Here is a 14,135-nt window from a genome sequence, read left to right on the forward strand (position 1 = left end):
CAAACCCCGGCCGAGCGCGCGACGGCACGCGTGAACCGGCGCCGCCGCGGAAATCCCGCGGAGAACCACGTTTCCGCGTTCACCCGGGAGGTTCCGGTGCGCGTGCTGATCGTCAGCTGGGCGAGCTTCCTGCACGGCGAGGCCGCCGCGGGTGACGTGGCGAGCATGTACCGGGTCGCGTCGGCACTCGAAACCGCGGGAATCCCGCACGATTCGGCGTGGAGCCCGATGTTGCGCCCGGCGGCGATGTCCTTGGCGGACGCACCGGCGCAGAACTACACCGACGTGGTCTTCGTGTGCGGGCGGCTGCACGGCTGGCAGGTCGAGCAGCTGCACGACCGCTACGCCTCGTGCCACCGCGTGGCCGTGGGAAGTTCGGTGACAGACCCGCATTCGCCCGCCTACACCAGGTTCCACGCGGTGCTGGCCCGCGATTTCCCCGGTGCTCCGGCGATTCGCGATCTGTCGGCGGGTGTGGCGTACGCGCGGACGCCGGTGGCGGCGCTGGTGCTCGCACCCGGCAGGTGGGAGCACGGCGCGCACCTCCGGAAGGAGCGGGTGCACCAGCACCTGCTGGACTGGTTCGCCGGCGTCGACTGCGCCACGATCGTCGCCGATTCCCGGCTGGACACCGGAGATTCCCGGAGGTGCGCGACGCCCGACCAGTTCGCGGCGCTGCTGGACCGGTCCGACGTGGTCGTCACGACCCGCCTGCACGGTCTCGCGTTCGGACTCGCCTGCGGCGTGCCGGTGCTGGCGGTGGACACCACCGCCGGTGGCGGCAAGCTCAGTGCGCAGGCGACGGCTTGGGAGTGGCCTGCGCTGTTGTCCGCCGAGGACGTCCACGTCGGCCCGGAACACGCCCACCCGCGCCTGCAACGCTGGTGGGAGTGGTGCCGCACCGCGGAGGCCCGCGTGCTGGCCGAAGCTCGCGCCGCAGAAGCACCGGCAGCCGGGCGGAAAACGATGTCGCGGCTGCTCGACGATCTGCACAGCCGCGCGTCGCAGCCGGAGGGGACATGAGCAGCACCGTCGTGAGCACCACGCGGAATCGGGGCGAAGAAGCGCAGTGCCGGGCCGCCGCGGTGGCCGCGGTCGTGATCGCACCGGCCAGCACCAGCGCGTGCTTGTGTTCGAGTTCTCGGTTCTTAGCCCGACCAGACGAAATCGATGCGAAGCGGCACCTCTGCAGGCAACGCGACTGCGGTTTCGTCGCCGAACCGCTCGGGCAGCACTGAGTCATGGCGGAATTGAGATGCCGAGTTCCGAGAGGCGCGTTCATGCGGCGCCGCGGATGCCACTTGCACCACGCTCTGCGCGGCGCTCTCGCCGGCGCCGCAGGCACGACCGCCCTCAACGCGGTCACCTACCTGGACATGGCGCTGCGCGCCCGGCCGGCGAGCAGCAGCCCGGAGCAGACCGTGCGCCAGGCCGAGCGGCACACCCGGCCGCTGCCCGGCGACGAGTCCAGCGCGGGCAACCGCCGCTCCGGGATCGGCGCCCTGCTCGGCATCGCGGCCGGAGTGACCAGCGGTGTCCTCTACGGCTGCGCCCGCACCTGGTGCCCGCGCACACCGGTGCCGCTGCTGGCGATCGGTGCGGGCCTTGCCGCGAACGCGGGCAGCACCGCTCCCATGACGGCGCTCGGCGTGACCGACCCGCGCGAATGGACCGCCGAGTCGTGGCTGATGGACCTGGTGCCGCACCTGGCATTCGGTGCGGTGACCGCGCTGGCCTACGAGGGCTTCCGGCGCTGATCGGCCGGACCAGGCCGACGATCGGTGCAACTGGCGGTCGGGCGAGCTCGGCGATCGGGCAGGCTCGATGATCGGGTGAGGCGGCCGGTCAGTCCAGGTCGCCCTCAGTCCAGGTCGCCGTCAGTCCAAGTCGCCGGGCCGGACGCGGTACACGTGCAGCGTCCGGTCGTAGTACTTGCCGGTCTCCCCGACCCAGTCCATGCCGATCCGCTGCGCGGTGGCGTGCGCGCGGTCGTTCGTCGGGTCGATCACCGCGAACAGCTCCACCGCCTCGTGCTCGAACGCCCAGCGGATCAACGCGCGGGTCGCTTCCACCGCGTAACCGTGACCCCAGCAGTTCGGCCGCAGGTGCCAGGCCACCTCCACGTCCTCGTGGTGCGGCGGGAGCAGGCGCAGCTCGGCGCCGCCGACGATCTCCCCGCTGTCGCGGTGCACGACCGCCCAACGACCCTGCGGCGGTTCCAGCTGCTCCTGCTCGGCGATCCACTGCTCGAGCACGCGGCCCATCGCGGCCAGGTCGGCGACCCGGGGCATCGACGGCACCAGCCAGTCGGTCACGGTCGCGGTGCCGTAGACGGCGAACGCGCCCGCCACGTCGTCCGGTCGCCACTCCCGGATCAGCAGGCGCTCGGTGACCGGCATCGAGGACATGCCGGAAACGTTAGCGGTCGCGATGCCCGCGGGCAGCCCGCCGTCCGCTCAGCGGACCAGATGCCGCAGGCGCCGGGTCCGCGCTCGAGGAACTCCGCGCCCGGCGCCTGCACCGCAGGGATCAGCGCCGCGGAGTGCCGCGATCACGCGATTCAGCCCAACGGCACGTCGAACCGTCCGGGCCCGCTGAACGAGACGGCCCCGCCGGGCTCGCTTTCCCCGCCATAGCGGGGATCGACGGTGTCGGCGACCAGCACGAGCCGGTGTCCCGCGGGCAACTGCCACACCGCGGGCTCCAGCGCGAGGTCGACCTGCTGCGGCTCGCCGGGCTCCGCGTCGCGCAAGGTGATCGGCTTGTGCGTGATCAGGCGGCCGCCACCTGCCGGATCCACGTCGTAGAGGTAGGCGAACAGCGAAGTCGTGCCGGACTCCGGCGTGACGGTGGTGCGCAGTTTCGGCGCGCCGGAAACGGTGACCGAGCTCGGGTAGGGCTCGGTCCGCCAGACCCCGGCCGCGCGGCGGTCCACGAGCGGCACGGAAGTCGCCACCGGGATCTGGAACTGCTGCAGGACACCGCTCACGATCGCCGCGCCGCTGTCGGCGACCGTCGGCGACCCGGTGCCGATCCGGTGCTGCCAGGCCGGTTGCGGGTCCGGAGCGAGCGTCCCAGTGGCGGGGGTTGCAGGCGCGGGCGCCGGGCCGCCGAGGTGGCGGGTGTCGACCGCTCCGGTCACCGATTCCCAGTCCGGGTATCCGCGCCAGTTGCCCCCGCTGACCGGCTTGAGCTGCACGGGATTCTCGGTGTCGATGCCGTTGGGCACGCCGCGCAGGTGGTGGTCGAACCAGCGGCGCGCGGCGTCCCAGCTGTCGTTCGGCAACCCGGCGGCGCCGAACAGCTCCGGACCCGCGTGATCACCCGGCGCGAGCATCAGCCGCTTCGGCCCGGTCAGCTTCCGGTAGAGCTCGGTCATCTGCTGCGGCGGGAACAGCGAGTCCTCCCAGGAGTGGGCGAGCAGCACCGCGGTCCCGTTCTTGTTGAGCTCGTCGGTTTCGGCCAGCGGCGAGCGGTCGGCGGCCAGGTGCAGCGCTTGCTCGATGCGGCCCTCGCGGTAGGCGCGTTCGAGCGCCCGGAGGTCTGCGCCGAAGCGGCCGGTGGGGTGCCCGATCGCCAGCAGCATCTCCACGGCTTGGGTGCTGACCGTGCGGTTCGGGTACAGCGAGGTGACCAGGTCGGACCAGCCGCTCATCGAGGCCACCGCCCGCACCCGCGGATCTTCGGCGGCGGTGAGCGCGCTGATGCCCGCGCCGTAGGAGATGCCGCCCATGCCGATCCGGCCCGGGTCGGCGGCGGTGTTGGCCAGCGCCCAGTCGATCACCTTGGAGGCGTCGGCGCGGTCCTCGGGTCCGCCGACCTCGATCTCGCCGCCGGAGGCGTAGAAGCCGCGGGCCGTGTAGGTGACCACGACGTAACCCGACTCGTAGGCGAGCCGCGCGGCCGCGCCGACGTACTCGATGTTCGGCACCGCCCAGCTCGCGGGCATCACCAGCAGCGGGAACGGGCCGTCGCCCGCCGGTTCGATCACCTTGGCGTCCAGGGTGACGCCGTCGGCGCCGGGCACCGTGCGGTGGCTGATCGAGACGCCCGGCGCGGCGCCATCGGCACCCGCGGGCCGAGCGGCACCGGCGGGCGGGGCGAACGCGGCTCCCGCGGGCGGCGCCAGGAACAGCACGGCGAGCAAGGCGGTGAAGAGGACGAGCAGGCGGCGCACGACGATCTCCTGTCCGTGATCCACAGCACTGGGGACGCAGGAAGTGAACATCGTTTTACTCACCGGTAGCAACACTTCCTCGGTTCAGCCGCCGCCGATCACCGCGGCCACCCCCGCGACGGCCGAGCCCCGCTGCGACCGGCGCGAACGGACCGCCCGTTCGCACCGGGCCCGCCGCCGGCCCACCGACGAATGCGCGGCGGGAAATTCGCGACTTTCGGGGAAAGTCGATTTACCGCGCGGGAAACGCACCGATAACAACAACAAGCGGAAAGTTTCCATCGCGAACGTCGGCCGAAGCCCGAACGCAGCAGGAAACGGCCGCTAACCCGGTCGCAGCCGGTCACCGCGGACTCCACTCGAAGGGTGACCAACCGGTGACCACCGGAGTCCTCGCCAATCGGCCCCGCGACGTGACACCCTCGGCAACAACCCCTGCCAAACACGAGAGAAAGTTGGGTTGGCAAGATACGGAGTCCGGGTGACGGCCTGGATCGCACCGGAGCACGACAGGAAGGAACCAGGTGAACGCCGACACCGCACAGGTCGACGACCTGCGACTCATCGCACTGCCCACCGCGTTGAACTGCACCGACATCTTCGTGCGGTTCACCCTCAGCGAGTGGTCGCTGCGCCCGCTGGCCGACGAGGCCGCGCAGACGACCGGGACGATGGTGGAGGCCGCCGTGGCCGCGGCCGACCAGAGCTCGCCCGGTTTCCTCACGATCCGATTGCGATTGCGCGGCGATTGCCTGGTCATCGAGGTCGAGGACGAGATCGCGGGCGGGCCGCCCGCGCCGCTGAAGGAGCTCGAAGGAATCCGCACCGGCGTCGAGCCGCTGGAGGGCCGCGGGCACCGCAGGTGGTGCGAGCTCGCGCTGCCGTCGGGCATGAGCGCCTCGGCGGTGCCGCTGCCGCGCCGGGAGAAGCGCCGCTCCCCTGCCGCCGAGGCCCTCGGCGACGAGCCGGACGAGCTGGACCCGCAGGTGATGCAGCGACTGCTGACCGGGCTCAACCGCGCGGGTGGCGGCGGGCACGCCGCGGAGTGAGCACCGCGCCGGCCGGTCGCGGCGAACCGGTCGGCGTGCGGGCCCGCCGCGCGCGATGGCTCCTACACAGCGAGCACGTGATCAGCGGCCGCGCAACCGAGCGAGCACGGCGTCCGCGGACAGCCCGGTGAGTTCCCGCTCGGCCGGCCAACGCGCCAGCACCGCTGACGCGGCCCGCGTCGGCTCCGCGGGCAGCCCGGCAGCGTCCAGCGTCCGCGCGATCTCGTGCATCTCCGGCCCCACCGCCAGGCGCGTTCGGAGACGCTCGGCAGGTAGTCGCGCGCGAGCACCACAGCAAGGTGTGTCCCCTGCTGCGCAGTTGAGCGCCGACCGCGGCACCGGTCTCGCCGGGTGCAGCAGCCCCACGGTGCTCGGTTCGGCGGGGGTCATCTCGTGCGCTCCGGAGGCCGCGCGGACTCGCAGAACGACGTGATCCGCTCGCGCAGGTCCAGCGCCAGCGGCGTGCTCTGCAGGTTGGGCCGGTGCAGCACGTTCGTCAGCTGCCGCAACCGGCGCAGCACACTGTCGGTGCGACGTTGCCCGGTCACCTCCAGTACGGCCTGCACCTGCTCGGCGGCACCTTCCAGGTCGTCCCGGCCGAGCCGGGCGATCGCCAGGTCCAGCCGGGTCAGGCTCAACTCGCCGAGCCTGCGCAGCTCCGGCGGATCCTGCCCGTAGAGCTCGACCGCTTCGACCGCGGCGCGTTCGGCGCGCTCCAGGTTCGCCCGCTCACCCAGCCACAACCACGCCGAGGCGCTGTAGAAGGTCTGCTTGGCCATCGGGAACGCCATCAGACCGCCCGGTTCGTCCTCGCCGATCACCTGCTCGCGCGCCTTGTCGGCACGCCTGAGCGCGTCCTCGGCGGCGCGCTGATCGCCCAACCGCGCGTGCGCGCGTGCCTCGATCGCTGCCAGCCGCACCCGCGGTGTACCGGTCTCCGGCACGTAGTCCCAGCCCTGCCCGGCGAGTTCCACCGCGTCCCGCGGACGCTCGTCCCAGTAGGCGATCAAGCTCTGGGTGCCGCGGATCCAGGAGCGCAGCGAGTCGTTGCCCGCCAGCTCGGCGCACAGGAACGCGGTGCGCGCCTGGGTTTCCGCGGCAGGCAGCTCGCCCAGGTCGAACGACGAGTTGGCGAGCACTCCGCACACCACTGCGCCGACGAGGTAGAGGTGCCGGGTCCGCGCCGGGGGCTGCCTGCCTTCGAGCAGCTCGAACACCCGGTCCCGGAGTTCCCGCAGCTCCACGAACAGCGGGTACACCGGCCGATTCGGGTAGGTGGTGACGATCCGGTGCACATCGGCCTGGAACTGCTCGACGGTGTGCGGGCCGATGTTGCTCTGCTCGGCGAACTGCCCGAACCGGGCGGATTCGACGGCCGCCATGGCGACCTCGCTTTCGTTCGACGCGTCCGGACGGTCGGCATCGCGCTGCGCCGGAGGCCGGTCCTCGGCCGTCCGGACCGCGTCCTCCTGCCGCGCTTCTTGCGACCGCGCTCGTTCCGACAGCGGTGGGCCGAACAGTTCCTCGGCGGGTGCGTCGAACATCCGCTCCAGCACCCGGCAGGTCGCCGGGTGCGGCAGTCCGCCGAGCAGCCCGCCGAGCCACCGCCCCGCCTGCCGCTGGGACACGACGGTGCGCTCCCCGAGCTCTTCGGCTGCGGCCTGGAAATCGGCGCAGAACTCCCGCACGGTGCGGCGGTGCTGCCGCAGCACCTGTTCCAGCCGGGTACGCGCGGGCGGTTGTGCTGCGAGCACTTGCGGCCTCCGATCACCTCGGCGATGCCGTCCGCTGAATTGCTCCGGCCGGTCCGGCCGTGCGAACAGCCTATGAAGTGAACGAGATGTTCCACACCGATGTCAGGCAAATGTCGGACTGGCGCGGGCGAGGTGTCGTAGCAGTGTCCGGCGCGTTCGCCGCAAACTGAATTGTCGAGATCGGCGGAGGTGATCGCGCGTGTCGATCCAGCAGGATCTGATCGAGTGGCAGGTGCAGGACGTCCGGTGCCATCGCGGGGGCAGGATGCTCGTTCCCGCGGAGCAGGCACCTTTCGGCCGGACACTGCCATATCGCAGATTCGCGGGGGAACGGCCGAATTCCGGTTGTGCGGAAATCGTGCGTTCCCGGGGCTGGATCGCGGACCTCGGCCAGCGCGGTCTCGGTGATCTGCTGCTGGGACTTTCGGCGGTGACCGCGCTGCGCGAGGTCAGCGGGGACGTGCCGCTGCACTACAGCGGTCCGGAAGCGCAGCTGCTGCGGCGCTGCGCGGTGCCGCTGGCATCGGCCGAGCACACCACGGGGCCGCACGTGGTGCGCACCGGAACCCGCTCGCCGGTGCGGTTCCGGATCGATCCGCAGGAGCATCCGACCTGGCTGGACCGGCTCGGATCGGGCCAGGTCGAGGTGCATGCCGCGCTGCCGATGCGGCAGTACCTCGCGGTGGAGCAGAGCCTCGGCCAGCGGCTGTCCGCCGAGACAGCGCCCGCTCCCGGCTTCCGCTCCGCGCGGGCCGCGCAACCGTGGCACGTGGTTTTCGTGGCCGTGCCAGGCAGGCTGCGGCACCTGGAGTTCCAGCTGTCCGGTTTCGCGGCGGTGGCCCGGGAATTGGTCGGCATGGTCGCAGCGCCCTGGCGGTTCACGGTGATCACCGCGCGCAACACCGCCGGCGCGGACGACTTCGACGGACTGCCCGCCGACGTGCTCTGCGAGCCGGATGCGGCCGAGTGCGTGGACCTGTTCGCCTCGGCCGAACTCGTGGTGGGCACCGACTCGGAGCGCACCCGGCTCGCGGCGTTGACCGAGCGCGCCGACGGGCACGGGCCGCAGGTCGTGGGGTTGTACTCACGGCACGCGCACACGAAGTGGACCACCGGCCGAGCCGGCCACCACGCGATCGCGACCCGGTTCGCCCAGCTGCTCGCACTGGCCGATCGCAGCGCCGAACCGGCAGAGCTGACCGACGAGACCTGGGCTGCGCAAGCGGATCTGAGCCCGGTGCCGCCCGCGCTGGTCGCCGAGTTCGCCGCGCGCTGCGCGGGATGGTGCTGACCGGCAAGAAATCGGTTGCCGGAACCGGCCGGGGCGGCGCACCGCAGTGGTACGTTCACCGCGATGTTCACGGGGAGAGGACGTCGCGGCCGCGCGCGTGCGCTGCGGCGATTGCTGCGGGATCCGGCTTTCCCGCGCCCGTTCTCGATGGACGCGTTCTGCGAGCTGATCGCCGAGCGCCGCGGGCGGCCGGTGCACCTGCACCCGTTCAGCCCCTCCGACACCGGCACCCCGAGCGGCATGTGGTGGGCCACCGCGACCGCCGACCACCTCTTCTACGACGCGGGCACCAGCCGCTACCAGCAGCACCTGATCATCTTCCACGAGATCGGGCACATGCTGCTCGACCACGACTGCCCGAGCCTGGAGGACAACCGGGCGGTGACGTGGCGACCGGATCCGGAAGATCCGGAGTCGCTGTGCGGCGGAATGTCCCGCATCCGCTACACCTCGCGGGAGGAACGCGAGGCGGAGTGGGCCGCGACCCGCATCCGCCGGATGATCGGCACGGCTTCCGCGCCGTCGCCGCACGGCGGCGTGCTGGGCCGGTTGGAGTCGGCGGTGGGTTTCCACCGGGAACACGAGGACCGGTGACGATGACGCTGGAGACCGCGGGCATCGCGGTGCTGTGGATCGTGCTCGCGCTGCGGCTGCCCGGCGCCGTGCGGCACCGCGAACAACGCGCGTTGTGGGCGGCCGTCGCGCTGCTGGGCTTGCTGACCACGTTGTACGTGGGCGCGGTGCAGGACGGCTTGGCCGACCGGGCCGGGAAGTACTACGTCTACCTCGGCACGCACCTGGTCAGCGTCGCCACGGCAGCGGTGACGCTGCACTTCCTGCTCATCGCGGACGGGCGGCGACGCCGAGCCGGGTGGGTCTACGGCTCGGCCGGGGCGACGATCGCGGTGCTGATCGCCGTTTACGCCGCCGCTTCCCCGGAGCACCCGGAACCCGGCAACGCTCCTGAGCTGCCGCTGGCCTACTTCTTGCTGGTGTCGCTGTTCAGCGTGGTGGCGTTGGGGATCTGCGCGGCCGTGTGCGGGATCAGCGCGCGGCGAGCGGATCACTGGTCGCTGCGCTGGGGACTGCCGCTGCTGGCGGCCGGGTGGTCGCTGAACGCGCTGCCGTGGCTGCTGAACATCGCGTGGCTGCTCACCGAGGACGACCGGTGGATCGCCGGTTTCGCCTCGATCGACGGGGTCAGCGCGCTGTGCCTGGCGGCGGGTACGGCGTTGCCGGTGGAGACCGCGGTGCGCGCTCGGATCCGGGACGGCCGCGATCATCGCAGTCTCGGCCCGCTGTGGCGCTCGCTGACCGCAGATGCGCCCACCGTCGTGCTGCGACGTCCGCTGCTGCCGATGCGCTGGCGCCTGGAGCGCCGCCTCGCCGAGATCCGCGACGCGATGCTGGCGCTGCGCAACCACGTAACCCCGGAGGAACTGGCGGATGTGCGCAGGCACGCGGAGAGCGAGGCCGCTGCGGTGGCCGCGTGGCTGCACACCGCTCAGCGGCGCAAACGCGCGGGTCATCCGCCGCAGCCGCACGTGATCGACCTGTCCGCGACCGGTGACGATCGCGCCTCGGAGATCAGGTTCCTCCGGCAGGTCGCCGAAGCCCACCGCAACGCCGCCGTCCTAGGCGATGTTTCATAAGCGGCGTCAGCCGCTTGCCGGTGGTCGAGGACTAAGCCGGACCACCGGCGGGTTCTCAGGCGTCTTCTGGCGAGGACAGCGGCCCGGACCTATGAAGACGCCGAGTAGGGAGCTACTTAAGGATGAGATCCCGGAGCCAGCAGGCGTCTGAGGTTCCGCTACCTGACCCGCTACGCAAACCCTTTTAAAGCACTCCGTCGAGGAAGGAAGCCGCTCATGACCGGTTTCGTGCAGCTGATCGAGTACCGCACCGACCACCCCGAGCAGGTCGACGAGCTGCTCGACGAGTGGATCAGCACCAGCGAAGGCACCCGCACCGCCACCCGCACCCGGGTCTGCCGGGATCACCACGACCCGGCGCGGTTCGTGGAGATCCTGGAGTTCCCGTCCCGCGAGGTCGCGATGGCCAACTCGGAACTGCCCGCCACGAACGCGATCCACGAGAAGTTCGCGCTGCTGTGCGAGGACGGGCCGCACTTCACCGACCTGGAGGTCCGGCGCGATCAGCCGTTGTGAGACGGCGGTCCCTCGCGCTGCTCCTGCTCGGCGATGGCGCGCAGCACCCGGTCCACGTCGTTCGACGAGGGACCGTCCTGCCCGCCGCGAGCGGCGATCAGCCGGGCGGGGACCGGCTCGTCCCGCCCGGCGGGCGGCAGCGCGGGGTCGTGGCCGCAGCGCTCGTCCTCGCACCCGGTGAGGTAGTCCGCGGTGGTGTCCAGCAGCACCGCGAGCCCGTCGACGATCTCTTCGCGCGGGTTGGTGTTGCGGCACGAGGCGAGCTGCTGGAGGTACTGCGCGGAGACCTTCACGTGCCAGCGGCGGTAGAGCTCACCGGCCAGCACGGCCAGCGAACAGCCCCGCTGCCGGTACAGATCGCGGAACCGCTTGCCGAGGAACTGCCGTTCGTGCCCGGTGAGGTAGCCCACCGTCGACTTCAGGATCCGCGCGAGCTCCGCGGCGTAGCAGGGCAGCGGCTGGTCCGGTTCGCGGCCGAGCCGCGCGAGCCCGGCCCTGCTCACCGGGATGCCGCGCTTGCGCAGGTCACGCGCCAGTTCGGGATAGGTGTAGGAACGCTGCCTGCACAGCAGCCGGAACCGCTGCGCGCTGATGCGCTGATCGCCCGGCACGACGAACACCCCCACGCGGCACTCCGGCCGCATCCCTCGGCCTGTTCCTGCTGGCACCACTCTAAGCGCTGATCCCCTTGTCTCCGGGTGGATGCACACTTTAGGCTGCTCACCAGCAGGAATCAACTCAGTTTCAAGTGACCGCTGGAAGCTGGCCGGACGCGAGCCGGAGTCCTGCTGATCGACCGGAGGGGTCGGGTGAGCACCGCGCAGCGGTGCGCCGGATGCCGGCCTTGGGGGTGCACGACATCCGGCAGCGGTCCGGTGGGCGTTGCGGCGCCCACCGGACCGAATCCGCTGCATGTCCATTGTGGATAGCTCGGGCCGGAGGGGACGCGCTCGCTGCGGCCCGGAGCGCACCGACCGCTCGCCCGCTCACCGCAGCCGCGAATCCGATGCCGCCGGCGGCACGAGCCGCCCGCCTGCGTCGAGATCGATCCGTTCGGCGCGGCACTGATCACACTCGGCTACGCCAACCGGAATGGAGCGTTTACAGTCCGTGCCCGGGCGCACCATAGTCAGTAGGCGGACGCGGCCATCGACCCCGTGGGAGAGATGATCATGCCGAACAGGCTCACCCGCACCGTGCGAACGCTGCTGCTGCTCGGCGCGGGCATCGCGATCACGCTGGTCCTGGTGCCCACCGCGATCAGCATCGGCACCGGTGGCAGGCTTCCGGACGTGCTGCAGCCGCTGGCGGACCTGCTGTGGCCGCTGGCCGGCGCGTTCGTGGTCTTCGCCGCGGCGCTGGCGCTGTGGGAACGCGCCACCAACTCGGACAAACCGCTCATCGCTCGGCGGCTGAACAACACCGCGAATCGATCACGTTCGGTAGTGGATTCCGAGCACTACGCCCGCGAACGGCTCAAGGGCTCGCTCGGAGAGCACGTGCGGCTGTCACTGGAGCTGGACGAGCTGCCGCCTTCGATGGCCCGACCGGCGGACCGGCTGCTGCAACCGGGCAACGGCAAACCGAGCAAACTGCCCGCGGACGCGGACCTGGCCGCCACCCTCGACCAGGCGCACGGCGCGATGCTCGTGCTCGGCGGACCGGGTGCGGGCAAGACGACGCTACTGCTGGAGCTGACCCGGGCGCTGGCCCGCCGCGCCGCGGCCGACACCGGGCGGGCCATTCCGGTGGTCGTCGACCTCGGCTCCTGGGCGATGTCCGGATGGCGCGCCGACGAGCGCAGGCCCGCACCCCCTGGCGAGTTCCAGAAGTGGCTGCTGCGCGAGATCGAACGCCGCTACACGATCCACCCGTCGCTGGGCCGGATCTGGCTGGAGCAGGGCAAGCTCTCCCTGATGCTGGACGGACTCGACGAGGTGCCGGCGGACTACCGGCAGCGCTGCGTCCGCGAGATCAACGCGGTGCGCGACGAGTTCCCCATCCCGGAACTGGTCGTGTGCTGCCGCGACGAGCACCACGAAGCGCTGACCGAGCCGCTGGAACTGCACACCTCGGTGACGGTCAACCCGTTGACGCGCAGGCAGATCGTCGAATACTTCACCCGCGGCGGCCCGCGGCTGGACGGGGTGCGCACCGCGCTGCGCCGCGACCCGGAGCTGTGCGGACTGCTGGACACGCCGCTGATGTGCAACGTCGTGGCGCTGGCTTTCCGGGACCGTCCGGCGAACGAACTCGCCGTCCGCGGCACCGACGCGCAGCGGCGCGCCAAGCTGATCGACGAGTACTTCTCGGCTGCGCTGAGCACGGGCCGAGGCTCCGAGCTGCCCTATCCGCCGGATCGCGCGCTGCGCACGTTGCGGTTCCTGGCACGGGTTTCGGCGAGCCCGCTGTGCAACGACCTCACCGCGCGCACCCGGTTGCCCACTCTGGTGTCCTGGGCGCGGTTCCTGCCCACCACCACCGTGGCGCACGTGTTCGCGCGCGGGCTGCCGGGACTGCTGGCCGGGGCGACCACCGGTGCCACGCTGGCGACCGGGATGCTGCTCGGTCCCGCCGCCGGGCTGATCGCAGTGCTCGTGCTGGTCGGCTACGTGCTCTACATGGACTACCTGGCGACGCTGCCTTGGCTGCGCCCGGCGGGCAAGGTCGGGACCGTGCCGCAGGGCTGGATCACCGCGCTGGGCGGCTATGCGTTCGGGCTGGTGGTGAGCCTGGCGCTGAGCGGGCTGATCTCCCCGTGGACGACCGCGCTGGCGAACGCTCCGAATTGGGTCGGCGTGATCGCAGTGGTGCTGGTGTCGTTCCTGGTCATCCTCGGTGCGGTCGAGTCGTGGTCGAGGATGCCCGGCAACAGCGCCACGATCGGGCTGCTCGGCACGATCGGCGTCGGGGTGCTGATGTTCTGGACCGGGCCGGGGGAACTGGTCAAGTCGATCGGCATCGGGCTGGTGCTGGGCATCTGCGCGGGTGTGGCCACCGCGGCCCGTGACGAGGTGTGGTGGGCGTTCACCGAGGAGCACTACGAGACGTTCGAGCACCCGGCGCCTGCTTTGCTGCGCAGCTCGGCACCGCTGGTCGCGGTGGCCGGGCTGGTCGGCGTGCTGCCGACGCTGCTGCTGGGCCGCCCGTTCGACGTGGAGGCGCTGACGGCGGGCGTGGGACTGCTGATCGGCGGGCTGTCCGCGCCCGCGGTGTGGCACAGCGACGTGTTCCCGTTCGACACCTTGAAGAACGCCGTGTCCGAGTGGCTCGGCCGGGCGCTCGCGCTGACCGAGCTGCCGCCGCGGCGCTACGCGCTGCTGCGCGGGCTGGCCGAGCGCAGCTTGCTGTCCAAAGTGGATGGCGGCTACCGGTTCACCCACCTGCGGCTGCGGGATCACCTGCTCGGCTACGAACCGAAGCGGAACCGGGCGAAGCCGGTGGCGACCGGAGCAGCCACCGACGCGGAGTCCACATCGGACTCCGCAGAGCCGGTGCAGGGGGCGGAGCAAGCGCAGGCGGACGGCGGGAGCAAGGCGGACTCCACGGAGCAGGCGAAACCAGCCCAGCAGCCGGAAGCGGCGGAGCAGAGCGCACAGCCGAAGCAGGCGAAGCAGCCGAAGCCCGCCGAGAGCTCGCAGGGCGATTCGGACGCCGAACCGCCGAAGTCCACCGCTCCGGCGCTGTGACCACCGG

The 14,135-nt window shown here is 71.6% G+C and carries 13 protein-coding genes; 8 read left to right on the top strand and 5 right to left on the bottom strand.

Translation table 11 applies throughout. From position 1 onward, the window contains the following. Positions 1 to 96: 96 nt before the first annotated feature. Together INP57_RS08570 and INP57_RS08575 are read left to right on the top strand one after the other, a co-directional pair. Positions 97 to 1,023, top strand: a complete 927-nt coding sequence (locus INP57_RS08570) for a polysaccharide pyruvyl transferase family protein (protein ID WP_200069562.1) — start codon at positions 97 to 99, stop codon at positions 1,021 to 1,023. Between the two features lie 278 nt (positions 1,024 to 1,301). Then, positions 1,302 to 1,757 (top strand): hypothetical protein, encoded by a 456-nt coding sequence (locus INP57_RS08575; protein WP_233627186.1) that lies wholly within the window; start codon positions 1,302 to 1,304, stop codon positions 1,755 to 1,757. 120 nt (positions 1,758 to 1,877) lie between these two features. Here INP57_RS08575 and INP57_RS08580 read toward each other — a convergent pair whose 3' ends face one another. Together INP57_RS08580 and INP57_RS08585 are read right to left on the bottom strand one after the other, a co-directional pair. After that, on the bottom strand, positions 1,878 to 2,408 hold the full coding sequence (locus tag INP57_RS08580; RefSeq protein ID WP_200069564.1) for a GNAT family N-acetyltransferase: 531 nt from the start codon (positions 2,406 to 2,408) through the stop codon (positions 1,878 to 1,880). Between the two features lie 152 nt (positions 2,409 to 2,560). After that, a complete protein-coding gene (locus INP57_RS08585; protein WP_307849969.1) occupies positions 2,561 to 4,240 on the bottom strand; it encodes a CocE/NonD family hydrolase in 1,680 nt (559 codons plus the stop codon). 461 nt (positions 4,241 to 4,701) lie between these two features. Between INP57_RS08585 and INP57_RS08590 the strand changes: the two genes are divergently transcribed. Next, on the top strand, positions 4,702 to 5,226 hold the full coding sequence (locus INP57_RS08590) for an ATP-binding protein (protein ID WP_200069565.1): 525 nt from the start codon (positions 4,702 to 4,704) through the stop codon (positions 5,224 to 5,226). An 81-nt stretch (positions 5,227 to 5,307) separates the two neighbouring features. Here the strand turns inward: INP57_RS08590 and INP57_RS08595 are convergent, their stop codons facing one another. Further along, complete coding sequence (locus INP57_RS08595; RefSeq protein ID WP_200069566.1) at positions 5,308 to 5,457, bottom strand: hypothetical protein; 150 nt, start codon at positions 5,455 to 5,457, stop codon at positions 5,308 to 5,310. Positions 5,458 to 5,612: 155 nt separating this feature from the next. Next, complete coding sequence (locus INP57_RS08600) at positions 5,613 to 6,980, bottom strand: NsdA family TPR-like regulatory protein (RefSeq protein WP_200069567.1); 1,368 nt, start codon at positions 6,978 to 6,980, stop codon at positions 5,613 to 5,615. A gap of 199 nt (positions 6,981 to 7,179) precedes the next feature. Between INP57_RS08600 and INP57_RS08605 the strand changes: the two genes are divergently transcribed. The 4 genes from INP57_RS08605 to INP57_RS08620 all read left to right on the top strand — a co-directional run bounded on the left by INP57_RS08605 (position 7,180) and on the right by INP57_RS08620 (position 10,439). Beyond that, entirely contained in the window at positions 7,180 to 8,271 is a 1,092-nt protein-coding gene (locus INP57_RS08605) for a glycosyl transferase family 9 (RefSeq protein WP_200069568.1), read from the top strand. Between the two features lie 63 nt (positions 8,272 to 8,334). Next, a complete protein-coding gene (locus INP57_RS08610; protein ID WP_200069569.1) occupies positions 8,335 to 8,865 on the top strand; it encodes a hypothetical protein in 531 nt (176 codons plus the stop codon). A 2-nt stretch (positions 8,866 to 8,867) separates the two neighbouring features. Continuing rightward, positions 8,868 to 9,923: an MAB_1171c family putative transporter gene (locus INP57_RS08615; protein WP_200069570.1), complete on the top strand. Its 1,056-nt coding sequence runs from the start codon at positions 8,868 to 8,870 to the stop codon at positions 9,921 to 9,923. Between the two features lie 216 nt (positions 9,924 to 10,139). Continuing rightward, positions 10,140 to 10,439, top strand: coding sequence for a hypothetical protein (locus tag INP57_RS08620; RefSeq protein WP_200069571.1), 300 nt, complete (start codon positions 10,140 to 10,142; stop codon positions 10,437 to 10,439). Here INP57_RS08620 and INP57_RS08625 read toward each other — a convergent pair. Next, a complete protein-coding gene (locus INP57_RS08625) occupies positions 10,427 to 11,065 on the bottom strand; it encodes a helix-turn-helix domain-containing protein (RefSeq protein WP_200069572.1) in 639 nt (212 codons plus the stop codon). The genes INP57_RS08620 and INP57_RS08625 overlap by 13 nt on opposite strands. 546 nt (positions 11,066 to 11,611) lie before the next feature. Between INP57_RS08625 and INP57_RS08630 the strand changes: the two genes are divergently transcribed. Next, positions 11,612 to 14,128, top strand: a complete 2,517-nt coding sequence (locus tag INP57_RS08630; protein WP_200069573.1) for a UbiA family prenyltransferase — start codon at positions 11,612 to 11,614, stop codon at positions 14,126 to 14,128. The last annotated feature ends 7 nt before the right edge of the window (positions 14,129 to 14,135 follow it).

Origin of the sequence: Saccharopolyspora galaxeae (assembly GCF_016526145.1) — a bacterium.
GTDB classification, from domain to species: domain Bacteria; phylum Actinomycetota; class Actinomycetes; order Mycobacteriales; family Pseudonocardiaceae; genus Saccharopolyspora_C; species Saccharopolyspora_C galaxeae.

What these genes read in the sequence shown, in the direction of transcription:
- INP57_RS08580 (WP_200069564.1), bottom strand. Translation starts at nt 2,408, where the DNA reads ATGTCCTCGATGCCGGTCACCGAGCGCCTGCTGATCCGGGAGTGGCGA.
- INP57_RS08595 (WP_200069566.1), bottom strand. Translation starts at nt 5,457, where the DNA reads ATGCACGAGATCGCGCGGACGCTGGACGCTGCCGGGCTGCCCGCGGAG.
- INP57_RS08610 (WP_200069569.1), top strand. Translation starts at nt 8,335, where the DNA reads ATGTTCACGGGGAGAGGACGTCGCGGCCGCGCGCGTGCGCTGCGGCGA.
- INP57_RS08615 (WP_200069570.1), top strand. Translation starts at nt 8,868, where the DNA reads ATGACGCTGGAGACCGCGGGCATCGCGGTGCTGTGGATCGTGCTCGCG.
- INP57_RS08620 (WP_200069571.1), top strand. Translation starts at nt 10,140, where the DNA reads ATGACCGGTTTCGTGCAGCTGATCGAGTACCGCACCGACCACCCCGAG.
- INP57_RS08630 (WP_200069573.1), top strand. Translation starts at nt 11,612, where the DNA reads ATGCCGAACAGGCTCACCCGCACCGTGCGAACGCTGCTGCTGCTCGGC.